Genomic DNA, 26,755 nt, shown 5'->3' on the forward strand with positions numbered 1-26,755 from the left:
CGGGGCTTTCCGTCGCGCTGATACGAAAGAGAAGTTGCGCAATTTATGTTGCGCAACTTTTCCTTCGTATCTACGGTGGTGTCATGAGCGGCACGGAGAACCTCCCGATCACGGACCTGGGCACCCTCAAGGCCCTGGCCCACCCCCTGCGGATGCAGCTGTACCGAGGACTGTGCGTGGCTCGCACGGCCACCGCCTCCCAGCTCGCGGAGCAGGTCGACGAAGCGGTCTCGCTGGTCAGCTACCACCTGCGCAAGCTCGCCGAGCACGGGCTGATCGAGGCGGCCGAGCCCCAGAGCGGCGACGCCCGCGAGCGCTGGTGGCAGCCCGCGTCGCAGGGCGTGACCATCAGGGACAAGGACTTCAGGCACGCACCCGAGAAGGCGGCCGCCCATCTCGCCGCCACCAGGCTCTTCCACCAGCAGCGGACCGACCTGTACCGCCGCTACCTCGACGAACGCCTCACCTGGGGCCCCGAGTGGAACTCCGCGGCCCCGGACAACGAGTCGCTGCTGCGGCTGACCTCCGCCGAACTGGCCGAGCTCAGCGAGGAGTTGCTCGCCCTCGCCAAGAAGTACGACGAGAAGGGGCGCGCGGCGGAGGCGGCCGGCGAGACCGAGGGACGCGAGAACGTGGCGCTGCACGTGACCGGATTCCCCTTCCGCACCTGAGAGTTCGCCCGGCCCGTGCCCGCGCACTGAGAGAGGCCACCGACGTGACCATCACCCCCGTGAAACCGGGACCGGCGTCCCGCGAGCGACCCGCCCACCGTGACCCCGACGTCCTGCGCTGGCTCGGCGCGTACGCCTCCTCGGCGATGGGCGACAACGTCTACTACGTGGCCCTGTCCTGGGCCGCCGTGCAGTCCGGCACCCCCTCGCAGGCCGGGCTCGTGATGGCCCTGAGCGCCGCGCCGCGCGCCCTGCTCATGCTGGGCGGGGGAGTGATCGCGGACCGGTTCGGTCCCCGTCGCGTCCTGATCGCCGGCAGCGGTGTGCGGTGCGCGGCGGTCGTCACCGTCGCCGCCGTGCTGCTGGTGACCAGCCCCGGGCTGTGGCTGCTCGGCCTGCTCGCGCTGGTCTTCGGGGTGGTCGACGCCGTGCTCATGCCCGCGCTCGGGGCGATGCCGGCCCGCATCACCACCCGCGGACAGCTCGCCCGTGTCCAGGGCATGCGCGGGCTGGCGAGCCGTCTCGCCAACGTCGTGGGCGCCCCGGCCGGCGGTCTCGGTGTGGCGCTCGGCGGGGCGGCGGCGGCCTTCGGTGCGGCGGCGCTGCTGTTCGCGGTGTCACTGCCGTTGCTGACGGCCGTACGGACGGGGCGCCGCCAGGACCGGTCGGCCGACAGCCCGCAGCCCGCGGAGCCCGGGCCGACGGCCCGACCGGGGCTGCCTGCCGCCGGCCGGGGGCCGTCCGCCCCGCCCGCGGGACAGGAGCTCCGCGACGGGCTGGCCCACATCCGGCGCAACCCCGTCCTGGCGCGGCTGATCGTGGTCATCGCACTGAGCGACCTCGGCTTCGTCGGGCCGATGAACGTCGGACTGATCCTCCTCGCGGACGAGCGAGGCTGGGGTGCCTCCGGGATGGGGTGGGTACTGGCCGGATTCGGGGCCGGCGCCGGGACTGCCTCCCTGCTGCTCACCGTGAGGGGGCGGATACCGAGGGCCGGACTGGTGCTGTCCGTGTCGATCACCGCCGGGGCCGTCGCCATCGGCGCGCTCGCGTACACGCAGACCGTCGCCGCCGCCCTCGGCACGGCGCTCGCCCTCGGGCTGCTCGCAGGACTGAGCGGAGCCCTCAGCGGGGCGCTGGTGCAGACCGAGTCCGATCCCGCGTTCGTGGGGCGGGTGACCTCCGTGTCGAGCCTGTTCAGCCTCGGGCTCGCCCCGCTCACGTTCCCGGTGACCGGGGCGGGCATCGCCCTCTGGGGGACCGGTCCCGTCTTCGTGGCCAGCGCGGCCGTGTGCGTCCTCGGCGGGATCTTCGGCCTGTGTTCCCGGCCGCTGCGGCGAGCGGAGCTTCCCCGATAGGTGGCCGACGCGGCTACAGCCCCAGCTGCTTCGCCTCGTGGAGCTTGGCGATCGCGTCCTTGTCGCCCTCCAGCTCCACGTCGGCCGCGCTCTGACGGCCGTTCGCGAAGAGGACGAGCTCGGAGGGTTCGCCGGTGACCGTGACCACGGGGGTGCCCCGGTGGGCCACGGCCGTCTGGCCGTCCGGGCGGCGCAGGACCAGACCGGTGGGCGCGCCACGGCCCATCAGCCGGGCCGTCCGTTCGAGACGGGACCACAGGGCGTCCTGGAAGACCGGGTCGATCACGCGGGGAACCCAGTCGGGCCGGGCACGGCGTACGTCCTCGGTGTGGACGTAGAACTCGATCGCGTTCGACGCCTCGTCGATCTGCTTGAGGGAGAACGGCGAGAAACGCGGCGGTCCCGTACGGATGAGCTGGATCAGCTCCTCGTACGGCTTCGCCGCGAACTCCAGCCTCACCCGCTCCAGACGGGACGCGAGCTGCTTGATCAGGATGCCGCCGGCGGCGTCCGGGCGATGCTCGCGCACCACGGAGTGGGCGGCGAGGTCACGGGTGGTCCAGCCCTCGCAGAGGGTCGGGGCCTCCGGGCCCACGGCCTCCAACAGATCGGCGAAGAGAAGTCGTTCACGCTTGGCATGGGTCGACATACCTGCCAGCCTACGACCGCCCCCGCGGTCCGCCCAGTTCTCACGGCCGCAGGCTCCTCGTCAAGGCGTCCTGGAGCCGAAATGGCGGAGGGCCGGCCTCCGGCGCACCGCCCCTCTCATCCAGTGGACGGCGTCCGGGCGCGTCCGGCCGGCGCGGCACAATGGTCGGCATGACCAGCACGCCCACGCCCAGCAGGCCCAGCGGCCTGGACCCCGAGATCGCCGCCCGCCTCAGGCGTGGCGCCGACGGGCTCGTTCCCGCCATCGCCCAGCAGTACGACACCGGCGAGGTGCTGATGCTCGGCTGGATGGACGACGAGGCACTGCATCGCACCCTGACGACGGGCCGGTGCACGTACTGGTCGCGCAGCCGCCAGGAGTACTGGGTCAAGGGCGACACCTCCGGCCACGTCCAGTGGGTCAAGTCCGTCGCCCTCGACTGCGACGCCGACACCGTGCTCGTCAGGGTCGACCAGGTCGGCGCCGCCTGCCACACCGGCGACCGCACCTGCTTCGACGCCGACGTGCTGCTGGGGGACGCCGATTCCGGCGCACCGGCAGTGGATCAGTAAGGTCAGCCGCCATGGACCTAGAGACGTTCCGCAAGCTGGCCACCGACCGGCGAGTCATCCCCGTCAGCCGCAAGCTCCTCGCGGACGGCGACACCCCCGTCGCGCTCTACCGCAAGCTCGCCGCGGAGCGCCCCGGCACCTTCCTCCTGGAGTCCGCCGAGAACGGGCGTACCTGGTCCCGCTACTCCTTCGTGGGTGTCCGCTCGTCCGCCACGCTCACCGAGCGCGACGGCCAGGCCCACTGGCTGGGCACCCCGCCCGTCGGCGTCCCCGTGCAGGGCGACCCCCTCGCGGCCCTGCGCGCCACCATCGAGGCCCTCCACACGCCGCACGACCTCGCCCATGGCTCCGACCTGTCCGGGCTGCCCCCCTTCACGGGCGGCATGGTCGGCTACCTCGGCTACGACATCGTGCGCCGGCTGGAGAAGATCGGCCCCGGCGAGCGCGACGACCTGAAGCTGCCCGAGCTCACCATGCTGCTCACCAGCGACCTGGCCGTCCTGGACCACTGGGACGGCACGGTCCTGCTGATCGCCAACGCGATCAACCACAACGACCTCGACACGGGCGTTGACGAGGCGTACACCGACGCGGTCGCCCGCCTCGACGCCATGGAGGCCGACCTCTCGCGGGCCGTCTCGCAGCCCCCGGCCGCGCTCCCGCCGTCCGAACTGCCCGAGTACACCGCGCTGTGGGGCGGCCCCGACTACCAGGACGCCGTCGACGACATCAAGGAGCGCATCCGGGCCGGCGAGGCCTTCCAGGTCGTCCCCTCCCAGCGCTTCGAGACGCCGTGCACGGCCTCCGCGCTGGACGTCTACCGGGTCCTGCGGGCCACCAACCCCTCCCCGTACATGTACCTCTTCCGCTTCGACGGCTTCGACGTCGTGGGCTCCTCCCCGGAGGCCCTGGTCAAGGTCGAGGACGGCCAGGCGATGGTGCACCCCATCGCGGGCACCCGGCCGCGCGGCGCCACCGTCCAGGAGGACCAGGCCCTCGCCGACGAGCTGATCGCCGACCCCAAGGAGCGCGCCGAGCACCTGATGCTCGTCGACCTGGGGCGCAACGACCTGGGGCGGGTCTGCGAGCCAGGCTCCGTGGAGGTCGTCGACTTCATGTCCATCGAGCGCTACTCACACGTCATGCACATCGTGTCGACCGTGACCGGCAGGGTCGCCGAGGGCCGTACGGCCTTCGACGTACTGACGGCCTGCTTCCCCGCCGGCACCCTCTCCGGCGCCCCCAAGCCCCGCGCCATGCAGATCATCGACGAACTGGAGCCCTCGCGGCGCGGCCTGTACGGCGGCTGCGTCGGCTACCTCGACTTCGCGGGCGACTCCGACACCGCCATCGCCATCCGCACGGCCCTGCTCCGCGACGGCACGGCGTACGTGCAGGCCGGCGCCGGAGTCGTCGCCGACTCGGACCCCGTCGCCGAGGACACCGAGTGCCGCAACAAGGCCGCCGCGGTCCTCCGCGCGGTCCACACGGCCAACCGGCTGGCCCAGTAAGCCCAGTAGGGCGCGCACCGGCCCCGGGCACGACGCACACCGGTGGGAACGGCACGTCGCGTCCGGTTCCGGACGCCCGGAAGCGGACATACGCGCCCAGTGCGACGCGTCTCACGTGAGCCCCGGGTGACGGTTCGCCCGGGGTTCAGGCGATAGTGGAGCACGTGACTGCTGTTCCGCACCCCCGATCCGAAGCCCCCGGACCCGCCCGGTCCGGCCGCCGAAGCCTCGCCCTCGCCCTGGTGTCCGGCGCGCTCGGCGCGGCCGTCGTGCTGCTCGCCACCCGCCGTGGCTGGTCGGACGGCACCGCGACCGTCGCAGGCGGCGCATTCCCGCTGAGCGCCTCGGGCAGTGACGTCACGGGCGTCCCCGCCTCCCTGGCGATAGTGGGACTGGCCTCCCTCGTCGCGGTCTTCGCCGTCCGCCGGGCCGGCCGCTTCCTGGTCGCCGGACTCCTCGCGCTCTCCGGCGCGGGCACGATCGCCGCGGCGCTCCTCGGAGTGTCCGACAGCTCCGCGCTCGACGAGAAGGCCGCCCAGGCCACCGGGGACACCGCGGCGACCGTTGACACCATGACCCACACCGCCTGGCCGTACGTGGCCGCCGCAGGCGGTCTGCTGCTCCTCCTCGCCGGCCTCCTCGCCCTGCGCTACGGACGGCTGTGGCCGGCCATGTCGGGACGGTACGAGCGCGACGGCGCCCCGCGGGTGCGCAGGACCCGGGCCCCGGCGGACCCCGACCGACCCGAGGAGATCTGGAAGGCCCTGGACCGCGGCGAGGACCCGACCAGCGCCTGACGGATCCGCCACCCGGTCCGCCGGAACCGCCGTGAGACGCGGGCGGGTCCGCGGTGGCCGGCCGCGCGGCCCCCGCGCCCGGCGGGAGCGTGGCACCCCCGGCTCCGAGCGGTCCCGCAGGTACGGAACAATGGGCGGCGAGCGTCCGACTCACATACGCACACAGCAACGAGGAGCAAGTCATGGCGGGCAGCAGCCACGGTCACACCCCGGCCGCCTGGACCGGTGTCATCATCGCCTTCATCGGTTTCTGCGTCTCCGGTGCCTTCATGGTGATGGCCAGCCCGCTGGGCTTCTGGGCCGGCATGGTCATCGTCGTCCTCGGTGGCGTGGTCGGCATGGCCATGCGCGCGGCGGGCCTCGGCCAGCCGAAGCGCACCCACCCGACCCACCAGGTGGCGTCCGCCGAGAGCTGAGCCCGCCCGTAGGGCTGCACGGTTCCACGGCATCACGGGAGGCGGGTCCGGCTTCGAACGCCGGGGCCGCCTTCTCCGTGTGTCCCGGCGCGGGCCGGTGCGCGGTCCACCCCGGCGCGGCACAATGCGACGGGTGAACGCCGATTCCCAGAGGGTGACGCCCGCTCCCGGATCCCTGCCGCGCCGGCTCGCCGTGCCCGGCGGGATCCTCGCGGCCGTCGTCGGCGCCTTCGCGTACGTGGGGACCGTCGACCCGAACGAACCGGGGCACTACCCCGCCTGCCCGCTGCTCCGGTACACCGGCCTGTACTGTCCCGGCTGCGGCGGGCTGCGCAGCGCCTACGCCGTGGTGCACGGGGACTTCGGGGCCGCCCTCGGGGCCAACGCGGTCGCCGTTCTCGGCTACGCCGCCTTCGCCGCGCTGTGGACCGTCTGGGTGGTCCGCTCGGTCCGTGGACGGCCGACGCGCGTCGATCCGGGGCCGTCCCTGCTGTGGACGCTGGGCGCGTTGTTGCTGGTCTTCACCGTTGTCCGGAACCTGCCGTTCGGTGGCTGGCTCCACCCTTGATCAATGTACGAATGTCCAGGTAGTGGGACCGCCGTCAACCGGATGTGAGGCCTAAGCCCTCCTCCGGATACCATCGCAGTGACCACCGGTTTCGTCCGATGCGACGGATCCGGGGTCAACAGCAGAACCGCTGCAAGTGCCAACCGTCAGGGAAGGGGGCCGCTCGCGTGAGTGTGCTCGACGAGATCATCGACGGAGTCCGTGCCGACCTCGCGGAGCGACAGGCGCGCGTCAGCCTCGACGAGCTCAAGGAGCGCGCCGCGAAGGCTCCGGCAGCCAAGGACGGTGTCGCGGCCCTGCGCGGCGACGGCGTCAAGGTCATCTGCGAGGTCAAGCGCTCCAGCCCGTCCAAGGGCGCCCTCGCCGCGATCGCCGATCCCGCGGCCCTCGCCGCGGACTACGAGGCGGGCGGCGCGTCCGTCATCTCCGTGCTCACCGAGCAGCGCCGCTTCGGCGGATCGCTGGCCGACCTGGAGGCCGTGCGGGCCAAGGTCGACATCCCGGTGCTGCGCAAGGACTTCATCGTCACGTCGTACCAGCTGTGGGAGGCCCGGGCGTACGGCGCGGACCTCGCGCTGCTCATCGTGGCCGCGCTCGACCAGCCCGCCCTGGAGTCCCTCATCGAGCGTGCCGAGTCCATCGGACTCACCCCGCTCGTCGAGGTGCACGACGAGGACGAGGTCGAGCGGGCGGTGGACGCCGGCGCGAAGGTCATCGGCGTCAACGCGCGCAACCTCAAGGACCTCAAGGTCGACCGCGGCACCTTCGAGCGCGTCGCACCCGAGATCCCCGCCCACATCGTGAAGATCGCGGAGTCCGGCGTCCGTGGTCCGCACGACCTCATCGCCTACGCGAACGCCGGCGCCGACGCCGTACTGGTCGGCGAGTCCCTGGTCACCGGCCGGGACCCGCGCACCGCCGTCTCCGACCTGGTCGCCGCCGGCGCGCACCCCGCGCTGCGGCACGGACGGGGCTGACACCCCGGATGCGCACCGGCCGTACCCCCGCCGCGACCACCCGTCCGGGCTCACGCCCCGACGGTGGTCCGGCGTGTGTGCGGTCCGCCGCCGCGGGGCCCTCGGTGGCCCGCGGCCCCTACGCCCGGCTCGCCCGCGGCTGCCGTCCGCGCGGCTGCCGCGCGCCCGCCAGGCGGGTGCACGGGCGCCGGGTGCGGTACGTCATCGGCGACGAGCCGGGCCAGGTGAACGGCATGCGATGGCGCCGGCGCGTACGCGCCACCACCGCCCACGGACTCCGCCCCGTCTCCTGACCGGGCCGGGCCCCGGTTCGGCGCCACCCGATCCCCGTCGCGCGGGCTCTCCGCGCGCGGCCGGGTGGGTGCCACTCTCTCCTGCTCGTTCCCGGCCCCGTTCGGGCCCGGGAACTCCTTCCGCGCCGCGACGACCACGCGGCGCGGTCCGGCGGCACTGCGACCGCCGCGGCCGGGGAGACGGACCGCCGGCGGACGCGGCGCACACGTGACCGTCATCCGACCTGTAGACCGGGGCCACGCCCCAGCGAGGTAACCGCATGCCCAGCGAGTTCTTCATTCCCGACCCCGAGGGTCAGGTCCCCAGCGCCGAGGGGTACTTCGGCGCGTTCGGCGGAAAGTTCATCCCGGAGGCGCTGGTCGCCGCCGTGGACGAGGTCGCCGTCGAGTACGACAAGGCGAAGTCCGACCCCGCGTTCGCCCGGGAACTGGACGACCTGCTCGTCCACTACACCGGCCGCCCCAGCTCCCTCACCGAGGTGTCGCGCTTCGCCGAACACGCGGGTGGCGCCCGGGTGTTCCTCAAGCGCGAGGACCTGAACCACACCGGCTCCCACAAGATCAACAACGTGCTCGGGCAGGCCCTGCTCACCAAGCGCATGGGCAAGACCCGCGTCATCGCCGAGACCGGCGCGGGCCAGCACGGCGTCGCGACGGCCACCGCCTGCGCGCTGTTCGGCCTCGAATGCACCATCTACATGGGTGAGATCGACACCCAGCGCCAGGCCCTGAACGTGGCCCGGATGCGCATGCTCGGCGCCGAGGTCATCGCCGTGAAGTCCGGCAGCCGCACGCTGAAGGACGCCATCAACGAGGCGTTCCGCGACTGGGTCGCCAACGTCGACCGCACCCACTACCTGTTCGGTACGGTCGCGGGCCCGCACCCCTTCCCCGCCATGGTCCGCGACTTCCATCGCGTCATCGGCGTCGAGGCCCGGAGGCAGATCCTGGAGCGTGCCGGCCGCCTCCCCGACGCGGCCGTCGCCTGCGTCGGCGGCGGCTCGAACGCCATCGGCCTCTTCCACGCCTTCATCCCGGACGCGGACGTCCGCCTGATCGGCTGCGAGCCCGCCGGGCACGGCATCGACACCGGCGAGCACGCGGCGACGCTGACGGCCGGCGAGCCGGGCATCCTGCACGGCTCCCGCTCGTACGTCCTCCAGGACGAGGAGGGCCAGATCACCGAGCCGTACTCGATCTCGGCCGGACTCGACTACCCGGGCATCGGCCCCGAGCACGCCTACCTCAAGGACAGCGGCCGCGGCGAGTACCGGGCCGTGACCGACGACGCTGCGATGCAGGCCCTGCGCCTGCTCTCCCGCACCGAGGGCATCATCCCGGCGATCGAGAGCGCCCACGCGCTCGCCGGAGCCATGGAGATCGGCAGGGAGCTCGGCCCGGACGGGCTGATCGTCGTCAACCTGTCCGGCCGCGGGGACAAGGACATGGACACGGCCGCCCGCTACTTCGGCCTGTACGACGAGGGCGCCGACGCCGTCGTCGAGGCGGACGCCGACAGCGACCGTGCCGAGATCGAGGGGGACGCCAAGTGAGCGGCAACATCCAGCTGTTGAGCGACACGCTCGCCGGTGCGAAGGCCGAGGGCAGGTCCGCTCTCATCGCGTACCTCCCGGCCGGCTTCCCGACCGTCGACGGCGGGATCGCGGCCGTCAAGGCCGTCTTCGAGGGCGGCGCGGACGTCGTCGAGGTGGGGCTGCCGCACAGCGACCCCGTCCTCGACGGCCCGGTCATCCAGACCGCCGACGACATCGCCCTGCGCGGCGGCGTCCGGATCGCGGACGTGATGCGCACGGTCCGCGAGGCGTACGAGGCGACCGGCAAGCCCGTCCTCGTGATGACGTACTGGAACCCGATCGACCGCTACGGCGTCGAGCGCTTCACCGCCGAACTGGCCGAAGCGGGCGGGGCCGGCTGCATCCTGCCCGACCTCCCGGTGCAGGAGTCCGCGCTGTGGAGGGAGCACGCCGAGAAGCACGGCCTCGCGACCGTCTTCGTCGTCGCCCCCAGCAGCAAGGACGCCCGGCTCGCCGAGATCACCGCGGCGGGCTCCGGCTTCGTGTACGCGGCCTCACTGATGGGCGTCACCGGCACCCGGGAGTCCGTGGGCGCGCAGGCGCAGGACCTCGTCCGGCGCACCAAGGCCACCACCGGCATCCCGGTCTGTGTCGGCCTCGGCGTCTCGAACGCCCGGCAGGCCGCCGAGGTGGCCGGCTTCGCCGACGGCGTCATCGTCGGCTCGGCCTTCGTGAAGCTGATGCTGGACGCCCCGGACGAGGCCGCCGGGCTGGACGCCGTACGCGCTCTCGCGGCCGATCTCGCCAAGGGCGTGCGCGGCACGAAGTGACAACCGTTCGTTGCCGTACGGCTGTTCACGTACGTAACGGACAATCCGCTCACTCGAACGGGTGGACCTGAGGCCGGGGAGGCGCGGAGCGCCTCCCCGGTTCGTTCTGCGGGATGTGAGCGAGAAGAACCGTGAGGGAAAGCGCACCGCCCGCGAGCGGCTGGCGGAAGAGCGAGACAAGCAGAAGGCCGCGGAGAAGCGCCGCCGCGTACTGGTCGTGGGCGGGGCAGTCGTCGCCGTGCTCGGCCTGGCCGCGGTGATCGGCGTACTGGCCGCGAACTCCGGCAAGGACGAGGCGGACACGGCGGGCCCGCTGACGGCCCCCTCGGGGGCGAACGGCGACGACAGCCTGGCCATCCCCGCGGGCAAGGAGAGCGCCAAGTCCACTCTCACCGTGTGGGAGGACTTCCGCTGCCCGGCCTGCAAGAGCTTCGAGGACGCCTACCGCTCGACGATCCACGAGCTGACGGACGCCGGACAGCTGAAGGTCGAGTACCACCTCGCGACCCTGATCGACGGGAACATGGGCGGCAGCGGCTCCCTGCACGCAGCCAACGCCGCGGCCTGCGCCCAGGACGCCGGGAAGTTCACGGCGTACCACGACGTGCTCTTCGAGAACCAGCCCGCCGAGACGGACGACGCGTACGCGAAGAACAGCAAGCTGATCGAGCTGGCCGGCAAGGTCGACGGACTGACCACCGACCCCTTCAAGAAGTGCGTGGAGGACGGCACGCACAACAGCTGGGTCGCCAAGTCCCACAAGGCCTTCCAGAGCGGCAACTTCAGCGGCACCCCGACGGTGCTGCTGAACGGGAAGAACATCTACCAGGACCAGACGATGACCCCGGCCAAGCTGAAGCAGATGGTGCAGCAGGCCGACAAGGCGTGAGCGCGGCGGGCCGCGGGGGGCCGCACGGGCGCACCACCGGCCCCAGCGGTCCCGCCGGTCTCGTTATGGACCCGTAGCCCGGGCGGGTTGCCGTACGTGGCGCCCGGCAGGGTAGCGTCGACTCCGCCATGGAAATTGCCTACATCCCCAGCCCGTCGCGCGGAGTGTACGAACTATTCGGCGTCATTCCGCTGCGCGGCTACGCGTTCTGCATCATCATCGGCGTCTTCGTAGCCGTCTGGCTCGGCAACAAGCGGTGGATCGCGCGCGGGGGCCGTTCAGGCACCGTGGCGGACGTCGCCGTGTGGGCCGTGCCGTTCGGCCTCGTCGGCGGGCGGCTGTACCACGTCATCACTGACTACCAGCTGTACTTCAGCGAGGGTCAGGACTGGGTCGACGCCTTCAAGATCTGGGAGGGCGGCCTCGGTATCTGGGGGGCCATCGCCTTCGGCGCGGTGGGTGCCTGGATCGGCTGCCGCAGCCGTGGCATCCCGCTGCCGGCGTGGGCCGACGCCCTCGCCCCGGGCATCGCCCTCGCACAGGCCATCGGCCGCTGGGGCAACTGGTTCAACCAGGAGCTGTACGGGCGGGAGACGGACCTCCCCTGGGCGCTGCACATCACGTCCTCGACGGACGGCCGGGTGCCGGGCTACTACCACCCGACGTTCCTGTACGAGTCGCTGTGGTGCATCGGTGTCGCGCTCCTCGTCATCTGGGCCGACCGCCGCTTCAAGCTCGGCCACGGCCGCGCCTTCGCCCTGTACGTCGCGGCGTACTGCGCGGGCCGCTTCTGGATCGAGGCCATGCGGGTCGACGAGGCCCACCACTTCCTCGGGATGCGTCTCAACGAGTGGACCTCGATCGTCGTCTTCCTCCTCGCGGTGCTCTACATCGTGCTGTCGGCGCGGCGCAGGCCGGGCCGGGAAGAGGTCGTCGAGCCGGGCGCGTCCGACGGGGACACGGACGACGGAGCCGCGGTGGAACTGGACAAGAAGTCCGGGGACGAGAAGTCCGGGGACGAGAAGTCCGGGGATGCGAAGTCCGGGGATGCGAAGTCCGAGAACGAGAAGCCCGGGGACAAGAAGACCGACGACGGCGCCGAGGATTCCGCCGCGACGAAGGACGAAGCCGGGTCGGCGAAGAAGTCCTGACCTGAGCGAGTACGTGGACAGGGGCGCCCCCAGTACTGGGGGCGCCCCTCTTCCTGTGCGCGGTCAGGGGCGGCGGGCCAGTGCCAGGGTGCGGTGGGCCCCCGCGACGACCGCCGCGTCGATGAAGTGGCCGTCGGGGAGGGCCTGGGCGCCCGGCCGGGTGGCCGCCGCCTCGATGACGGACTCGGCCGTCTCGATCTCCTGGGGGGTCGGCAGGTAGGCGGCCTCGATGACCGGGAGCTGACGGGGGTGGATGGCCGCGCGGCCGAGGAAGCCCAGGGCGCGGCCGTGGGCGCAGGACGCGGCCAGGCCGGCGAGGTCGTGCACGCGGGGATGGACGGACTGGGCCGGCGGGGCGAGACCCGCCGCGCGGGCGGCCAGGACCACTCGGGAGCGGGGCCAGTCGAGGCCCGTGTCGTCGTGTACCCCCAGGTCGGCACGGAGGTCCGCCTCACCGAGGCCGATGCCGCGCAGGGCGGGGTGGGCCGAGGCGATCGCGTACGCGTGCTCGACGGCGAGGGCGGATTCCAGGAGGGCGTACAGAGGGAGGTGCGGGGCCCTGTCCGCCGTCCGTACGACCTGGGCGGGGGAGGAGACCTTCGGCAGGCGCAGGCCCGCGAGGGCCGGGAGCGCGGCGAGGGCGTGGAGGTCGGCGGCGCACTCCGGGCCGTCCGGGGCGTTGACGCGGACGTGGACCGGGACCGAGTGCGGCTCCGCGAGGAGGTCGGCGGTGGCGGCGCGGGCGTACTCCTTGCGGCCGGGGGCGACCGCGTCCTCCAGGTCGACGACGACCACGTCGGCGCCGGCGGTCAGGGCCTTCGCCACCACCTCGGGCCGGTCGCCGGGAACGTACAGCCAGGTGAGAGGGAGAGCGCCCCAGGCCCTCGCGGATTCCGTGGCGGGTTCCACGGCTCCCGGGGCTCCCGTTGCTCCCGCGGCTTCTGTGGTCACAGGGCGCCCTCCGCCCGGAGTTCGGTGATCTCGCCTGCCGTCAGGCCGAGTTCGGTGAGCACCGTGTCGGTGTCGGCGCCGTGCGGACGGCCCGCCCAGCGGATCCCGCCGGGGGTGTCGGTGAGACGGAAGAGGACGTTCTGCATGCGCAGCGGGCCCAGTTCGGGGTCGTCGACGGTGGTGATCGTGTCGAGGGCCGCGTACTGCGGGTCCTCCATGACGTCGGTGACGTCCTGGACGGGAGCCACCGCCGCCTCCGCCTTCTCGAAGGCGGCGATGACGTCGGCGCGGGTGTGACGGGCGATCCACGAGCCGACCGCGTCGTCGAGGACGTCGGTGTGGCGGGCCCGGTCCGCGCCCGTGGCGAACCACGGCTCGGTGATCAGGTCGGGACGGCCGACCAGGCGCATCACGCGTTCTGCGACCGACTGCGCCGATGTCGAGACGGCGACCCAGGTGCCGTCGGCGGTGCGGTAGGTGTTGCGGGGCGCGTTGTTCTGGGAGCGGTTTCCGGTGCGGGGCTGGACGTGGCCCAGCTGGTCGTACCAGAGAGGCTGCGGGCCGAGGACCGTGAGGATCGGCTCGATGATCGCCATGTCCACGACCTGTCCACGGCCCGTGCGGTCGCGGCCCGCCAGGGCCGTCATCACCGCGTACGCCGTGGCCAGGCCCGCGATGGAGTCGGCGAGGCCGAAGGGCGGCAGGGTGGGCGGGGCGTCCGGCTCACCGGTGATCGCGGCGAACCCGCTCATCGCCTCGGCGAGCGTGCCGAAGCCGGGGCGGCGCGAGTACGGGCCGAACTGGCCGAAGCCGGTGACGCGGGTGAGGACCAGCCGGGGGTTCACGGCCGAGAGCTCCTCCCAGCCGAGGTCCCACTTCTCCAGCGTGCCCGGCCGGAAGTTCTCGATGATCACGTCGGTGGTGGCGGCGAGGCGCAGCAGGGTGGCGCGGCCGCCGTCCGTGGAGAGGTCCAGGGTCATCGTGCGTTTGTTGCGTCCGAGGAGCTTCCACCACAGACCGATGCCGTCCTTCGACGGGCCGTGGCCGCGGGACGGGTCCGGCCGCCGGGGGTGCTCGACCTTGATGACCTCGGCGCCGAAGTCGCCGAGCATGGTGGCGGCGAGAGGGCCGGCGAAGAGGGTCGCGAGGTCGAGGACGCGGAGGCCGTCGAGGGGCGCCGGGGCGGTCGCGGCGGTGGCGGTCATGGGTGCGGGGCCTCCTGGGGGCTGGGACGGGCCGCCGGTGCGGCGGCCGGTGCGGCGGTCAGCCGGGCTGTCAGGTGGGCGAGGGAGTCGAAGCCGGTTCCGTCGAAGTCACCGACGGAGGTGGCCAGGCGGTTCTTCAGGGGGGCCGTCCACCGGGACGGGAGGGCCCGGGGGCTCCCCGCGAGCAGACCCGCGATCGAACCGGCCGTCGCGCCGTTGGAGTCCGTGTCCCAGCCGCCCGACACGGCACGGCAGACGGAGGCGGCGAAGTCGCCGTCCGCGTGGGTGAGGGCGGCGGCGAGCAGGGCCGTGTTGGGGACGGCGTGCACCCAGTGGTACGAGGCGTGGGTGGCGTGCAGTTCGTCCACGACACGGTCGAAGTCCCGCTGCTCCCGCGCCAGTCGGACCGCGTGGCGGACGGCCACAGCGAGGCGGGAGCCGGGGGGTACGACGGTGAGCCCCGTGCGGAGGCAGGCGTGGACGTCGCTGGTGCCGGTGGCCGCCTCGGACAGGGCGGCCGCCGTGAACATCGCCGCGTAGACGCCGTTCGCGGTGTGGGTGAGGGTGGCGTCCCGGTGGGCCTGTTCCGCGGCGGCCGCGGGGGCGCCTGGGTTGGTCCAGCCGTGGACGTCGGCGCGGATCAGGGCGCCGATCCATTCGCGGAACGGGTTGCGGTGGCGTGCCGTCTGCGGGGGTTCGACGCCGTCGAGGAGGTTGCGGTAGGCGATGCGTTCCGCGGTGAACGTACGGCCTGCGGGGAGTTCGTCCAGCCAGAGCCGGGCCACGTCCGTGGTGGTGAAGTGCCTGCCGTGGCGTTGCAGCAACAGGAGGTTCAGGACGGGGTAGTTGAGGTCGTCGTCCTCCGGCATGCCGTCGATGTTCTCGGCGAGGGAGGTGAGGGCGGAGCGGCGGTTCCAGGGGTGGGCGGCCTTCAGTTCGGGCGGCAGGCCGCGTTCCGTGAACCAGGTGGTGAGGGGCCAGTTGCCGGTGGCCCGGGCGAGTTGGCGGATGCCGTCGAGGGGCAGCTTCTCCACCGGCTTGCCGAGCAGGCAGCCCGCGGCTCTGCCCAGCCAGGCGGCCTCCATGCGGGGCTGGAGTGCGGCGGGGGTCGGGGCAGGGCTCCCGGGCGCACGGTGGGGGGCCGTTGTCGGCCAGTCGGGGCACAGGGCGCGGATCCTGGACAGGTCGGTCGGCTCCGTGTCCGCCAACGCGCTCGGCAGGTCCGCCAGTTCGTCCAGGAGGTCCCGGGCCAGTGCCCGCAGATAGGGGGAGGCGGGGTTCCTGGACGAGCCCGCGCGCAGAGGCGTGTCCGGGCCGCCCGCCGTCCGCCAGCGGGCCGCGACGGCCGACGGCTCGCGGCCGTCCTGCCTCGCCTGACGCAGTTCGTGACCGAGCAGGTCCTCCGGCTGGACCCAGGTCAGACGCAGAGGGGTCATGACAACTCCGCGTACGCCGTCTCGTGGGCCCGGCGGCGCCGAACGTCACGGGCGAAGATCTCGCGGGTCACCTCCGCGAGCGCCGTCGCGGGTGCCCGCAGGTCCAGGCGGCTGGCCTCGGCGACCGTCTTGGCCCAGTCGGACGGGATCTCCGACCCCAGGGCGCCCGCCAGGGCACCGGACATCGTGGCGATGGAGTCGCAGTCGCGGCCGTAGTTCACCGAGCCCAGCACCGCGTGCCGGTAGGCGCCGCGGGAGACCAGCAGCATGGCGAGGGCCACCGGGAGTTCCTCGACGGAGTGGATGCGGGAGGGGCGGCGGGCGCCCAGGGACGGGCTCCGGTAGTCCGGGCCGACCGTGTCGTAGGGGGCGACCGCCTCGCGCACGGGGCGCAGCGCCGACTCGAAGTCCGAGTACCGCGCCGCCGTGTCGCAGACCGTCTCGATCGCGGCCCGCGTGCCGTCCTTCGCCACCGCCAGGCAGGCCTCGACCACCGAGTCCGGGGTCGCGCCCGGGGCGCAGGCGGCCGCCACGGCCGCCGCGAAGACACCGGCCGCCTCCCGCCCGTACGACGACTGGTGGGCGCCCGCGATGTCCAGGGCCTCGGCGTAGGCGCCCGCCGGGTTCGCCGCGTTGACCAGGCCGACCGGGGCCATGTACATGGCGGCACCGCAGTTGACGATGTTGCCGGAGCCCGCCTCCCGGGGGTCCACGTGGCCGTAGTGGATCCGGGCCACCAGCCACTTCTCGGCGAGGAAGATCCGCTGGAGGGGCAGGGCGTCCGTCTCGAGTTCCGGGATCCAGCGGGGTGTCGTCATCAGGTCGGGCACCAGGTGCCCGGCGACGGCGTACGCGTCGAGATGGTCGCGGACCGTCGCGTACACCCGTACCAGCGCGTGCGTCATCAGGGTGTCGTCGGTGACGTGGCCGTCGCCCTTGTGGTACGGGGCGACAGGGCGGGCCGTGCGCCAGTCGTCGCCGTGCCAGGGGCCGACGATGCCGTGGACGCGTCCGCCGTGGCGTTCGGTGATCTGGTCGGGGGAGTAGCCCTCCACGGGGCCGCCGAGCGCGTCGCCGACGGCGGCTCCGACGAGGGCTCCGGTGATCCGTTCGTCGAGGGTTCCTGTTCCTTCTCCTTTGGGCGTCATGCCCGAATCATCCCTCCGGGAGGGCCAGTTCCGTCGCTTCCAGCAGTTCGGCGAGTCCGATGAGGTCCGTGCCGGTCAGCCGCGGCAGTGCGCAGCCGGACAGGGTGCGGCAGGTGTCGCGCCAGGCGGCGGGGATCGCCGCGCCGCCGCCGAGCGCGCCGGTCAGTGCGCCGGCGAGGGCCGGGGCCGAGTCCGCGACCCGGGACAGGCAGGCCGCCGCGGGCACGGCCTCCGCGATCCGGCCGTGTGCGGCGACGGCGAGCGCGAGGGCGACCGGGACGGTCTCGGCGGCGGCGATGCCGTAGCTGTAGACGTGGTCGACGATCTGGTGTTCCAGGAGGGGGACGACACCGAAGGCGCCGTGCCCCTCCGTCATGGAGTCACGGGCGAGCGCGAGGGCGTGCCGTGCGTTGCGGCCGATCTCCGTGGCCTCCGGGAGTTCGGCGAGGGCCGCCGCCGCGCAGGAGTCCACGTCCGCGCCGCCCAGCGCGAGCGCGACAGCCGCGGCCATCGCCCGGGCGCCGTGCACGCCGTCGCCGTCCTGGGTGTAGCGGGCGTCGAACTCGGCCAGTTCCGCGGCGGACCGGGCGTCTCCCGCGTGGGCCACCGCCAGGACGCACGCCCGTACGCAGGCCGCGTCGTCGAAGTAGTGGGGGTTGTCGTGGCCGGAGGCCGGCGGGCGCAGACCGGCCGCGAGGTTTCCGAGGCCGGCCCGTACCGAGATGCGGGCGCGCAGGGGGAGTACGGCGGACTCGATCTCGGGGGCGCGGTCGGCGGCCGCGGCGACCTCGCTGGCCACGGCGTTCCAGGAGAGGTCGATGGCCGCGCGCATCCGGCGCTCCCGGCTCAGGTCGCCGAGCGCGCCGGCGTCGGCGGCGCGCAGGACCGCCTCCGCCGCGAACGCCGCCCATTCGGCGTCGTCCGACGGGCCGAGCCGCAGCGGTTCCGGTGGCTGGTTCAGGGCGATGGGGACGGGGAGGGTGGTCGTCGCGTTCTGTTCCGCGAAGGTGTCCAGCTCGCGGGTCAGACGTCGGGTCCATTCGGGCATGCGGGCGGCTCGGTGCCGGGCCGCGGGCCAGCCCGCTGCGTCGCCCGCGGCCAGGCCCAGGAGGAGGCCCTCGATGCGGCGCAGGGCCTGGGGGCGGTGGGTGATGCGCGGGTCCGTGGGGGCCGGTCCCGCAGTTCTCCGCGCCCCTGAGGGGGCGGGGGGTGCCTCGGCTCCCGCGGCGGTGCTGTCGAGCAGGTGGGTCGTCGGGTTGGGATTCACAGGGGTACCTCGTCCTTCACGTGGACACCTCGTCCGGGGTCAGCAGGTCCGCCACGTCCAGGACGTGGTGGCCCTGCATGGCGGGCAGACAGCTGCCTCGGGCCGGGCCGATCGCAGCCGCCCAGGCGGCGGGGATCGCCGAGGCGCCCTTCGTCGCGCCGGCCAGGGCGCCCGCGACCGCGGCGGTGGTGTCGGCGTCCCGGCCCATGTTCACCGCTGTGAGGACCGCCTCCGTGAAGTCGCCGTCGGCGGCCGCGTACGCGCCGAAGGCGAGGGCCACGGCCTCGGGGGCCAGGTCGGTCCAGGGGTAGCCGCCGATGACGACGGCCGAGCGGACCGCGCGTTCGCCGCGGTGCGCGCAGGCCACGGCCCGGCGCAGGGAGCGTGCCGTCCAGGAGTCGTCGGGGACGACGGCCAGCGCGGAGGCGACGACCACGATCGTCGGGGCGCCGGCCATCGCCGCCGCGACGCCCGCGGCGACGGCCTGGCCGCCGTAGATGCCCTCGCCGTCGTGGCTCACCGACCCGTCGATCGCCACCAGCCTGGCCGCCTCCGCGGGGCGGCCCGCCGCGAAGACGCCGAAGGGGGCCGCGCGCATGGCGAGGCCGTCGCTCCAGGCGTGCCGGTGCTGTGCGGAGATGGGGGCGGCCAGTCCCCGGCGCAGGTTCTCCAGCGTGCCCCGCTCGCTGAAGCCCGCACCCCGGAACGGGCCCTCGTCGCGGTCCGCGATCCACTGGTGCCAGGCCGCCTCCACGTGCCGGGCCGTGAGCGCCGAACCGTGCCGGGCGAGCAGCAGCCCCGAGAAGATCGCGTACTCGGTGTCGTCCGTGCCGGCCGGCTTCTCGGCCACGTACCCCGTGATGCGTCCCCAGCGCGCACGGATCTCGGACGGCTTCATGTTCTCGGCCGGTGCCCCCAGCGCGTCACCCACGGCGAGCCCCAGCAGCGCGCCGCGGGCCCGTTCACGGAGAGCGGCGGCGCCCCCTGGCGCCGGGACCGGCGGAACGCAGGCAATCGAAGCCATGGCGGTGCCTCTCCGTCGCGGGGTCCCGGAAGGTCGGAAGGACCCTTTGCGCATGTGTCCCCACGGAGCGGTTCACCGGAGCCTCGCACGCCTCAGCATCACCCGGTCGACATCTGTGCGCAGGTCACCACGGATGAGCGGATGAGGCGAAAGCGCAGGTAAGTACGGCCTTCCTTGCTGGCGAGCGGGAAATTTCAGGCGTACCTTCGGCGTTGTCCAAAAGTAGAACCAATCCAATCAAGCACCTGGAGGACCCGGGAATGGCCATCATCGAGACCGAGGCGGCACTCCATGAGGCCCACCGCGACAACCACACCCACCGGGACGTGAACGGGGGATGGCTGCGCCCCGCCGTCTTCGGCGCGATGGACGGTCTCGTCTCCAACCTGGCGCTGATGACGGGTGTGGCGGGCGGAGCCGTCTCCTCCCGGACCGTCGTCATCACCGGACTCGCGGGCCTGGCTGCCGGAGCCTTCTCCATGGCCGCCGGCGAATACACCTCCGTCGCCTCGCAGCGCGAACTCGTCGAGGCCGAACTCGACGTCGAACGGCGGGAGTTGAGGAAGCATCCCAAGGACGAGGAGCGCGAGCTGGCCGAGCTGTACCAGGCGCGGGGCGTCGACGCCGGTCTCGCCCGCGAGGTGGCCCGTCAGCTGTCCAGGGATCCCGAGCAGGCCCTGGAGATACACGCGAGGGAGGAGCTGGGCATCGATCCCGGCGACCTGCCCTCGCCCGCCGTCGCCGCCGTGTCGAGCTTCGGCTCCTTCGCCCTGGGGGCCCTGCTCCCCGTCCTCCCCTACCTGCTGGGCGCGACCACCCTCTGGCCCGCCCTGCTGCTCGCCTTCCTCGGGCTCTTCGCCTGCGGCGCGATCGTGGCCAGGGTGACCGCCAGGTCCTGGTGGTACAGCGGGGCACGGCAGCTCGCACTGGGTGCTGCCGCCGCCGGTGTGACGTACGCCCTGGGCGGTTTCTTCGGTACGGCCGTAGGATGACCGCACCGCTGAGGCGAGCAGCTATGCAAGGGACTGCATAAGTAGTCGTTACTCAGCGGTTTCGAATGCTTAACCACTGGGCATGAGCCGTAAGCGCTGCGGGCAATGACGCCTGCTCCTCCCGTGAAGCGGTGGGCGACGTTGCCTGCCGCGCTCTGGCCGACGGTCACTGATCTGTCCGAAAAGGCCCCCTTGTTCAGCCGCCACGAGCGGCACCTCGCCGCACCCCTGGCGTCCGCATGTTGGAACGCGGTATCCGGTTCCCGAGATCCGTCCCATCATGTAACCTGCACGAAATTTTGCACCTTTCGCAGAGGGCCAACGTCGTCCCTCGGCACTCGCTCCCCCAGAGCCGCAAGAGCCTGGGAGGCGCCCCCAGCCACGACGACGACGGGAGAGCCGATGCGTACGCCGCGCCAGCCGTCCCAGCACTCCGAGAATGGCCAGAAGTGGTCCTTCATGGATGCTCGCCCTGCCGCGCAGGGTATGTACGACCCCCGCAACGAGCACGACGCCTGTGGCGTCGGTTTCGTGGCCACCCTCACCGGCGAGGCGAGCCACGCGCTGGTCGAGCAGGCGCTCACGGTTCTGCGCAATCTGGAGCACCGCGGTGCCACCGGCGCCGAGCCCGACTCCGGTGACGGCGCGGGCATCTTGTCCCAGGTCCCGGACGCCTTCTTCCGCGAGGTCACCGACTTCGACCTGCCCGGAGCCGGTGCGTACGCGGTCGGTACCGCCTTCCTGCCCGCGGTCGGCGCCGACGCCGCTGTCACGCGCATCGAGACGATCGCCGCCGACGAGGGCCTGACGGTCCTCGGCTGGCGCGAGGTCCCGGTCGCCCCCGGACTCCTCGGCGCCACCGCCCGCTCGACGATGCCCCTCTTCCGGCAGATCTTCGTCACGGACGGGGCCAGCCAGGGCATCGACCTCGACCGCAAGGCGTTCGTGCTGCGCAAGCGCGCCGAGCGCGAGGCCGACGTGTACTTCCCGTCGCTCTCCGCCCGCACCATCGTCTACAAGGGCATGCTGACCACCGGCCAGCTGGAGCCCTTCTTCCCGGACCTGTCCGACCGCCGCTTCGCCTCCGCGATCGCGCTCGTGCACTCCCGGTTCTCCACCAACACCTTCCCGAGCTGGCCGCTCGCCCACCCGTACCGCTTCGTCGCGCACAACGGCGAGATCAACACGGTCAAGGGCAACCGCAACTGGATGGCGGCCCGCGAGTCCCAGGTCGTCTCCGACCTCTTCGGACAGCAGGACAAGCTCGACCGGATCTTCCCGATCTGTACGCCCGAGGCGTCCGACTCCGCCTCCTTCGACGAGGTCCTGGAGCTGCTGCACCTCGGCGGCCGGTCCCTCCCGCACTCCGTACTGATGATGATCCCGGAGGCGTGGGAGAACCACGACTCCATGGACCCGGCCCGCCGCGCCTTCTACCAGTTCCACTCCACGCAGATGGAGCCCTGGGACGGCCCGGCCTGCGTCACCTTCACCGACGGCACCCAGGTCGGCGCGGTCCTCGACCGCAACGGCCTGCGCCCCGGCCGCTACTGGGTCACCGACGACGGCCTCGTCGTCCTCGGCTCCGAGGTCGGCGTCCTCGACATCGACCCCGCGAAGGTCGTCCGCAAGGGCCGCCTGCAGCCCGGCCGCATGTTCCTCGTGGACACCGCCGAGCACCGGATCATCGAGGACGACGAGATCAAGGCCGCCCTCGCCGCCGAGAACCCGTACGCGGAGTGGCTCGAAGCCGGCGAGATCGAGCTCTCCGACCTGCCCGACCGCGAGCACATCGTGCACACGCACGCCTCGGTCACCCGCCGCCAGCAGACCTTCGGCTACACCGAGGAGGAGCTGCGCGTCATCGTCGCGCCCATGGCCAAGACCGGCGGCGAGCCGCTCGGTTCCATGGGCACGGACTCGCCGATCGCGGCCCTGTCCGAGCGCCCGCGGCTGCTCTTCGACTACTTCACCCAGCTGTTCGCGCAGGTCACCAACCCGCCGCTGGACGCCATCCGCGAGGAGCTCGTCACCTCGCTGCGCTCCTCGCTGGGCCCCGCGGGCAACCTCCTCGAACCGACCGCCGCGTCCTGTCGCAGCGTCACCCTGCCCTTCCCGGTGATCGACAACGACGAGCTGGCCAAGCTCATCCACATCAACGCCGACGGCGACATGCCCGGCATGAAGGCCGCCACGCTGTCCGGCCTGTACCGCGTCTCCGGCGGCGGCGACTCGCTCGCCGCCCGGCTCGATGAGATCTGCGCCGAGGCCGACGCCGCCATAGAGAACGGCGCCCGGCTGATCGTCCTCTCGGACCGGCACTCCGACGCCGAGCACGCGCCGATCCCCTCGCTGCTGCTCACCGCGGCCGTCCACCACCACCTCATCCGCACCAAGCAGCGCACCCAGGTGGGCCTGCTGGTCGAGGCGGGCGACGTCCGCGAGGTCCACCACGTGGCCCTCCTCATCGGCTTCGGCGCCGCGGCCGTCAACCCGTACCTGGCGATGGAGTCCGTCGAGGACCTCGTCCGGGCGGGCACGTTCCTCCCCGGCATCGAGCCCGAGCAGGCCATCCGCAACCTGATCTACGCCCTCGGCAAGGGCGTCCTCAAGGTCATGTCCAAGATGGGCATCTCCACCGTCGCCTCCTACCGCGGCGCCCAGGTCTTCGAGGCCGTCGGCCTCGACCAGGCCTTCGTGCAGAAGTACTTCAACGGCACGGCCACCAAGATCGGCGGCGTCGGCATCGACGTCGTCGCCAAGGAGGTCGCCGCCCGCCACGCGAAGGCGTACCCGGCCAGCGGCATCGCGCCCGCGCACCGCGCCCTCGACATAGGCGGCGAGTACCAGTGGCGCCGCGAGGGCGAGCCGCACCTGTTCGACCCGGAGACGGTCTTCCGCCTCCAGCACTCCACGCGCAGCGGCAACTACGACATCTTCAAGAAGTACACGGACCGCGTGAACGAGCAGTCCGAGCGGCTCATGACGCTGCGCGGCCTCTTCGGCTTCACGTCCGGCCGTGAGCCGATCTCCCTCGACGAGGTCGAGCCGGCCAGCGAGATCGTCAAGCGCTTCTCCACCGGCGCCATGTCGTACGGCTCCATCTCGAAGGAAGCCCACGAGACGCTCGCCATCGCCATGAACCAGCTGGGCGCCAAGTCCAACACCGGTGAGGGCGGCGAGGACCCGGACCGCCTCTACGACCCGGCGCGCCGCTCCTCCATCAAGCAGGTCGCCTCCGGCCGCTTCGGCGTCACGTCCGAGTACCTGGTCAACGCGGACGACATCCAGATCAAGATGGCCCAGGGCGCCAAGCCCGGCGAGGGCGGCCAGCTGCCCGGCCACAAGGTGTACCCCTGGGTCGCCAGGACCCGGCACAGCACCCCCGGCGTGGGCCTCATCTCCCCGCCGCCGCACCACGACATCTACTCCATCGAAGACCTCGCCCAGCTGATCCACGACCTGAAGAACGCGAACCCGCAGGCGCGGATCCACGTGAAGCTGGTCTCGGAGGTCGGCGTCGGCACGGTCGCCGCGGGTGTCTCCAAGGCGCACGCGGACGTCGTCCTCATCTCCGGCCACGACGGCGGCACGGGCGCGTCCCCGCTCACCTCGCTCAAGCACGCGGGCGGTCCCTGGGAGCTCGGCCTCGCCGAGACCCAGCAGACGCTGCTCCTGAACGGCCTGCGCGACCGGATCGTCGTACAGACCGACGGCCAGCTCAAGACCGGCCGTGACGTCGTCATCGCCGCACTGCTGGGCGCCGAGGAGTTCGGTTTCGCGACCGCGCCGCTCGTCGTCTCCGGCTGCGTCATGATGCGCGTCTGTCACCTGGACACCTGCCCGGTCGGCATCGCCACCCAGAACCCGGCCCTGCGGGAGCGGTTCACCGGCAAGGCCGAGTACATCGTGAACTTCTTCAAGTTCATCGCCGAAGAGGTCCGCGAGATCCTCGCCGAACTGGGCTTCCGCTCCATCGAGGAGGCCGTCGGCCACGCCGAGACCCTCGACGTGGAGCGGGCGGTCACCCACTGGAAGGCGCAGGGACTGGATCTGTCCCCGCTCTTCTACGTGCCGGAGCTGCCCGAGGGCACCCCCCTCCACCAGGTCATCGAGCAGGACCACGGCCTGGAGAAGGCACTCGACAACGAGCTGATCAAGCTCGCCGCCGACGCCCTCGCCGCGTCCAGCGCGACCGACGCCCAGCCGGTCCGCGCCCAGGTCGCGATCCGCAACATCAACCGCACGGTCGGCACCATGCTCGGCCACGAGGTGACGAAGAAGTTCGGCGGCGCGGGTCTGCCCGACGACACCATCGACATCACCTTCACCGGCAGCGCGGGCCAGTCCTTCGGCGCCTTCCTCCCGCGCGGTGTGACGCTGCGCCTGGAGGGCGACGCCAACGACTACGTCGGCAAGGGCCTCTCCGGCGGCCGGGTGATCGTCCGTCCCGACCGGGGCGCCGACCACCTCGCCGAGTACTCCACGATCGCGGGCAACACCATCGCGTACGGAGCGACCGGCGGCGAGCTCTTCCTGCGCGGCCGCACCGGCGAGCGCTTCTGCGTCCGCAACTCCGGCGCGACCGTCGTCTCCGAGGGCGTGGGCGACCACGGCTGCGAGTACATGACCGGCGGTCACGCCGTCGTCCTCGGCGAGACGGGCCGCAACTTCGCGGCCGGCATGTCGGGCGGCATCGCGTACGTCATCGACCTGAACCGCGACAACGTCAACGCCGGCAACCTCGGTGCCGTCGAGGCACTGGACGACGCCGACAAGCAGTGGCTGCACGACGTAGTGCGCCGGCACCACGAGGAGACGGCCTCCACCGTCGCCGAGAAGCTCCTGGCCGAGTGGGACACCGCCGTGGACCGCTTCAGCAGGATCATCCCCAGCACGTACAAGGCAGTGCTCGCCGCCAAGGACGCCGCCGAGCGAGCCGGACTCACCGAGTCCGAGATCACCGAGAAGATGATGGAGGCGGCGACCAATGGCTGATCCCAAGGGCTTTCTGAACCACGGCCGTGAGGTCGCCAGGGCCCGCCCCGTCGAGGAGCGCGTCAAGGACTGGAACGAGGTCTACGTTCCGGGCTCCCTCCTGCCCATCATCCCCACGCAGGCCTCGCGCTGCATGGACTGCGGCATCCCCTTCTGCCACAACGGCTGTCCGCTGGGGAACCTCATCCCCGAGTGGAACGACTTCGCGTACCGCGAGGACTGGTCCGCCGCGTCGGAGCGTCTGCACGCCACGAACAACTTCCCCGAGTTCACGGGGCGGCTGTGCCCGGCGCCCTGTGAGTCGGCGTGCGTGCTCGGCATCAACCAGCCCGCCGTGACCATCAAGAACGTCGAGGTCTCGATCATCGACAAGGCGTGGGACAGCGGCGACGTCGCGGCCCAGGCCCCCGAGCGGCTCTCCGGCAAGACGGTCGCGGTCATCGGTTCGGGCCCTGCCGGACTGGCCGCCGCCCAGCAGCTCACACGGGCGGGCCACACGGTCGCCGTGTACGAGCGGGCCGACCGCGTCGGCGGCCTCCTGCGCTACGGCATCCCCGAGTTCAAGATGGAGAAGCGGCACATCAACCGGCGCATCGAGCAGATGCGCGCGGAGGGCACCCGCTTCCGTACGGGCATCGAGATCGGCCGCGACCTCAAGGCGACCGACCTGCGCAAGCGGTACGACGCCGTGGTCATCGCCGCCGGCGCCACCGTCTCCCGCGACCTGCCCGCCCCCGGACGCGAGCTGAACGGCATCCACTTCGCGATGGAGTACCTGCCGCTCGCCAACAAGGTGCAGGAGGGCGACTTCGTGTCACCTCCGATCACCGCCGAGGGCAAGCACGTCGTCGTCATCGGCGGCGGCGACACCGGCGCCGACTGCGTGGGCACCGCCCACCGCCAGGGCGCGGCCTCCGTCACACAGCTGGAGATCATGCCGCAGCCGGGCGAGGACCGCGCTCCCCACCAGCCCTGGCCGACGTTCCCCATGCTCTACAAGGTGACCTCCGCGCACGAGGAGGGCGGCGACCGGGTCTACTCCGTCTCCACCACCCACTTCGAGGGCGACGAGGACGGCAACGTGCAGTGGCTGCACCTCGTCGAGGTCGCGTTCGTGGACGGCAAGCTGACCCAGAAGCCGGGCACGGAGCGCAAGATCCCCGCCCAGCTGGTCACCCTCGCCATGGGCTTCACGGGCACCGACCAGGAGAACGGTCTGGTCTCCCAGTTCGCCCTCGAACTCGACGAGCGTGGCAACATCGCGCGCGACGGCGACTACGCGACCAACGTTCCCGGCGTGTTCGTCGCCGGTGACGCCGGGCGTGGCCAGTCCCTCATCGTCTGGGCCATCGCGGAGGGCCGCTCGGCCGCCCGCGGGGTCGACCGCTTCCTGACCGGGGTCAGCGAGCTGCCGGCTCCGGTCCGCCCCACGGACCGTTCCCTGATGGTCTGACGCTCCACCCCAAAAGACGTCCCGTACAACGGCGTACGGAACTGAGCGCGGCGCCCGCTGTGTC

The 26,755-nt window shown here is 72.4% G+C and carries 23 protein-coding genes; 16 read left to right on the forward strand and 7 right to left on the reverse strand.

Going from position 1 to position 26,755, the window contains the following annotated elements; translation table 11 throughout:
- Nucleotides 1–83: 83 nt before the first annotated feature.
- A complete protein-coding gene (locus KUF83_RS40670; RefSeq protein WP_217460153.1) occupies nucleotides 84–671 on the forward strand; it encodes a transcriptional regulator in 588 nt (195 codons plus the stop codon).
- Nucleotides 672–715: 44 nt separating this feature from the next.
- Nucleotides 716–2,029, forward strand: a complete 1,314-nt coding sequence (locus KUF83_RS40675) for an MFS transporter (RefSeq protein ID WP_308403396.1) — start codon at nucleotides 716–718, stop codon at nucleotides 2,027–2,029.
- A gap of 13 nt (nucleotides 2,030–2,042) precedes the next feature.
- Here KUF83_RS40675 and KUF83_RS40680 read toward each other — a convergent pair whose 3' ends face one another.
- A complete protein-coding gene (locus KUF83_RS40680) occupies nucleotides 2,043–2,678 on the reverse strand; it encodes a TIGR03085 family metal-binding protein (protein ID WP_217460154.1) in 636 nt (211 codons plus the stop codon).
- 170 nt (nucleotides 2,679–2,848) lie between these two features.
- Here KUF83_RS40680 and hisI point away from each other — a divergent pair, with 170 nt between their 5' ends.
- From hisI to lgt, 11 genes are all read left to right on the forward strand, one after another.
- Nucleotides 2,849–3,250: a phosphoribosyl-AMP cyclohydrolase gene (hisI, locus tag KUF83_RS40685; RefSeq protein WP_217460155.1), complete on the forward strand. Its 402-nt coding sequence runs from the start codon at nucleotides 2,849–2,851 to the stop codon at nucleotides 3,248–3,250.
- Between the two features lie 11 nt (nucleotides 3,251–3,261).
- Nucleotides 3,262–4,761 carry an anthranilate synthase component I gene (locus KUF83_RS40690; protein WP_217460156.1) on the forward strand — a complete coding sequence of 500 codons (1,500 nt, stop codon included), beginning with the start codon at nucleotides 3,262–3,264 and terminating at the stop codon, nucleotides 4,759–4,761.
- Between the two features lie 155 nt (nucleotides 4,762–4,916).
- The gene (locus KUF83_RS40695; RefSeq protein ID WP_217460157.1) at nucleotides 4,917–5,558 is read left to right on the forward strand and encodes a TIGR02234 family membrane protein; all 642 of its coding nucleotides are present in this window, start codon (nucleotides 4,917–4,919) and stop codon (nucleotides 5,556–5,558) included.
- 182 nt (nucleotides 5,559–5,740) lie between these two features.
- Nucleotides 5,741–5,974 (forward strand): HGxxPAAW family protein, encoded by a 234-nt coding sequence (locus tag KUF83_RS40700; protein WP_217460158.1) that lies wholly within the window; start codon nucleotides 5,741–5,743, stop codon nucleotides 5,972–5,974.
- Between the two features lie 124 nt (nucleotides 5,975–6,098).
- Nucleotides 6,099–6,542, forward strand: coding sequence for a DUF2752 domain-containing protein (locus KUF83_RS40705; RefSeq protein ID WP_217460159.1), 444 nt, complete (start codon nucleotides 6,099–6,101; stop codon nucleotides 6,540–6,542).
- A 167-nt stretch (nucleotides 6,543–6,709) separates the two neighbouring features.
- Complete coding sequence (trpC, locus tag KUF83_RS40710) at nucleotides 6,710–7,519, forward strand: indole-3-glycerol phosphate synthase TrpC (protein ID WP_217460160.1); 810 nt, start codon at nucleotides 6,710–6,712, stop codon at nucleotides 7,517–7,519.
- An 8-nt stretch (nucleotides 7,520–7,527) separates the two neighbouring features.
- Nucleotides 7,528–7,812: a tryptophan biosynthesis modulator TrpM gene (trpM, locus tag KUF83_RS40715; protein ID WP_254645116.1), complete on the forward strand. Its 285-nt coding sequence runs from the start codon at nucleotides 7,528–7,530 to the stop codon at nucleotides 7,810–7,812.
- Nucleotides 7,813–8,072: 260 nt separating this feature from the next.
- Nucleotides 8,073–9,365, forward strand: coding sequence for a tryptophan synthase subunit beta (gene trpB, locus KUF83_RS40720; protein ID WP_217460162.1), 1,293 nt, complete (start codon nucleotides 8,073–8,075; stop codon nucleotides 9,363–9,365).
- Entirely contained in the window at nucleotides 9,362–10,177 is an 816-nt protein-coding gene (gene trpA, locus KUF83_RS40725; RefSeq protein WP_217460163.1) for a tryptophan synthase subunit alpha, read from the forward strand. The genes trpB and trpA overlap by 4 nt, the downstream gene beginning before the upstream one ends.
- Before the next feature lie 115 nt (nucleotides 10,178–10,292).
- Entirely contained in the window at nucleotides 10,293–11,066 is a 774-nt protein-coding gene (locus KUF83_RS40730; RefSeq protein ID WP_217460164.1) for a thioredoxin domain-containing protein, read from the forward strand.
- 128 nt (nucleotides 11,067–11,194) lie between these two features.
- Nucleotides 11,195–12,217: a prolipoprotein diacylglyceryl transferase gene (gene lgt, locus KUF83_RS40735; protein ID WP_217460165.1), complete on the forward strand. Its 1,023-nt coding sequence runs from the start codon at nucleotides 11,195–11,197 to the stop codon at nucleotides 12,215–12,217.
- A 63-nt stretch (nucleotides 12,218–12,280) separates the two neighbouring features.
- Here lgt and KUF83_RS40740 read toward each other — a convergent pair whose 3' ends face one another.
- The 6 genes from KUF83_RS40740 to KUF83_RS40765 are packed head-to-tail and all read right to left on the reverse strand — an operon-like array spanning nucleotide 12,281 to nucleotide 19,248.
- A complete protein-coding gene (locus KUF83_RS40740) occupies nucleotides 12,281–13,126 on the reverse strand; it encodes a CoA ester lyase (RefSeq protein ID WP_217460343.1) in 846 nt (281 codons plus the stop codon).
- 38 nt (nucleotides 13,127–13,164) lie between these two features.
- Nucleotides 13,165–14,373: a CaiB/BaiF CoA-transferase family protein gene (locus KUF83_RS40745; RefSeq protein WP_217460166.1), complete on the reverse strand. Its 1,209-nt coding sequence runs from the start codon at nucleotides 14,371–14,373 to the stop codon at nucleotides 13,165–13,167.
- On the reverse strand, nucleotides 14,370–15,809 hold the full coding sequence (locus KUF83_RS40750) for an ADP-ribosylglycohydrolase family protein (RefSeq protein ID WP_217460167.1): 1,440 nt from the start codon (nucleotides 15,807–15,809) through the stop codon (nucleotides 14,370–14,372). The genes KUF83_RS40745 and KUF83_RS40750 overlap by 4 nt, the downstream gene beginning before the upstream one ends.
- Entirely contained in the window at nucleotides 15,806–16,957 is a 1,152-nt protein-coding gene (locus KUF83_RS40755) for an ADP-ribosylglycohydrolase family protein (RefSeq protein ID WP_217460168.1), read from the reverse strand. Before KUF83_RS40755 ends, KUF83_RS40750 begins: the two co-directional genes overlap by 4 nt.
- 7 nt (nucleotides 16,958–16,964) lie before the next feature.
- The gene (locus KUF83_RS40760) at nucleotides 16,965–18,224 is read right to left on the reverse strand and encodes an ADP-ribosylglycohydrolase family protein (RefSeq protein ID WP_308403399.1); all 1,260 of its coding nucleotides are present in this window, start codon (nucleotides 18,222–18,224) and stop codon (nucleotides 16,965–16,967) included.
- Between the two features lie 16 nt (nucleotides 18,225–18,240).
- Nucleotides 18,241–19,248, reverse strand: a complete 1,008-nt coding sequence (locus tag KUF83_RS40765; protein WP_217460169.1) for an ADP-ribosylglycohydrolase family protein — start codon at nucleotides 19,246–19,248, stop codon at nucleotides 18,241–18,243.
- 260 nt (nucleotides 19,249–19,508) lie between these two features.
- Here KUF83_RS40765 and KUF83_RS40770 point away from each other — a divergent pair, with 260 nt between their 5' ends.
- The 3 genes from KUF83_RS40770 (at nucleotide 19,509) to KUF83_RS40780 (ending at nucleotide 26,691) form a co-directional block, all read left to right on the forward strand.
- Entirely contained in the window at nucleotides 19,509–20,240 is a 732-nt protein-coding gene (locus KUF83_RS40770) for a VIT1/CCC1 transporter family protein (protein ID WP_217460170.1), read from the forward strand.
- A gap of 402 nt (nucleotides 20,241–20,642) precedes the next feature.
- Entirely contained in the window at nucleotides 20,643–25,238 is a 4,596-nt protein-coding gene (gene gltB, locus KUF83_RS40775) for a glutamate synthase large subunit (RefSeq protein ID WP_217460171.1), read from the forward strand.
- Complete coding sequence (locus KUF83_RS40780) at nucleotides 25,231–26,691, forward strand: glutamate synthase subunit beta (RefSeq protein WP_217460172.1); 1,461 nt, start codon at nucleotides 25,231–25,233, stop codon at nucleotides 26,689–26,691. Before gltB ends, KUF83_RS40780 begins: the two co-directional genes overlap by 8 nt.
- Nucleotides 26,692–26,755 lie beyond the last annotated feature (64 nt).

Origin of the sequence: Streptomyces sp. BV286 (assembly GCF_019090165.1) — a bacterium.
GTDB lineage: Bacteria > Actinomycetota > Actinomycetes > Streptomycetales > Streptomycetaceae > Streptomyces.

Bases quoted from the DNA above. Each gene is read 5' to 3' on its own strand.
- KUF83_RS40690 (WP_217460156.1), top strand. From the start codon at position 3,262: ATGGACCTAGAGACGTTCCGCAAGCTGGCCACCGACCGGCGAGTCATC.
- KUF83_RS40750 (WP_217460167.1), bottom strand. From the start codon at position 15,809: ATGACCCCTCTGCGTCTGACCTGGGTCCAGCCGGAGGACCTGCTCGGT.
- trpB (WP_217460162.1), top strand. From the start codon at position 8,073: ATGCCCAGCGAGTTCTTCATTCCCGACCCCGAGGGTCAGGTCCCCAGC.
- KUF83_RS40780 (WP_217460172.1), top strand. From the start codon at position 25,231: ATGGCTGATCCCAAGGGCTTTCTGAACCACGGCCGTGAGGTCGCCAGG.
- KUF83_RS40680 (WP_217460154.1), bottom strand. From the start codon at position 2,678: ATGTCGACCCATGCCAAGCGTGAACGACTTCTCTTCGCCGATCTGTTG.
- hisI (WP_217460155.1), top strand. From the start codon at position 2,849: ATGACCAGCACGCCCACGCCCAGCAGGCCCAGCGGCCTGGACCCCGAG.
- KUF83_RS40700 (WP_217460158.1), top strand. From the start codon at position 5,741: ATGGCGGGCAGCAGCCACGGTCACACCCCGGCCGCCTGGACCGGTGTC.
- KUF83_RS40770 (WP_217460170.1), top strand. From the start codon at position 19,509: ATGGCCATCATCGAGACCGAGGCGGCACTCCATGAGGCCCACCGCGAC.
- KUF83_RS40765 (WP_217460169.1), bottom strand. From the start codon at position 19,248: ATGGCTTCGATTGCCTGCGTTCCGCCGGTCCCGGCGCCAGGGGGCGCC.
- KUF83_RS40745 (WP_217460166.1), bottom strand. From the start codon at position 14,373: ATGACCGCCACCGCCGCGACCGCCCCGGCGCCCCTCGACGGCCTCCGC.
- KUF83_RS40670 (WP_217460153.1), top strand. From the start codon at position 84: ATGAGCGGCACGGAGAACCTCCCGATCACGGACCTGGGCACCCTCAAG.
- KUF83_RS40755 (WP_217460168.1), bottom strand. From the start codon at position 16,957: ATGACGCCCAAAGGAGAAGGAACAGGAACCCTCGACGAACGGATCACC.
- lgt (WP_217460165.1), top strand. From the start codon at position 11,195: ATGGAAATTGCCTACATCCCCAGCCCGTCGCGCGGAGTGTACGAACTA.
- gltB (WP_217460171.1), top strand. From the start codon at position 20,643: ATGCGTACGCCGCGCCAGCCGTCCCAGCACTCCGAGAATGGCCAGAAG.
- trpM (WP_254645116.1), top strand. From the start codon at position 7,528: ATGCGCACCGGCCGTACCCCCGCCGCGACCACCCGTCCGGGCTCACGC.
- KUF83_RS40705 (WP_217460159.1), top strand. From the start codon at position 6,099: ATGCGACGGGTGAACGCCGATTCCCAGAGGGTGACGCCCGCTCCCGGA.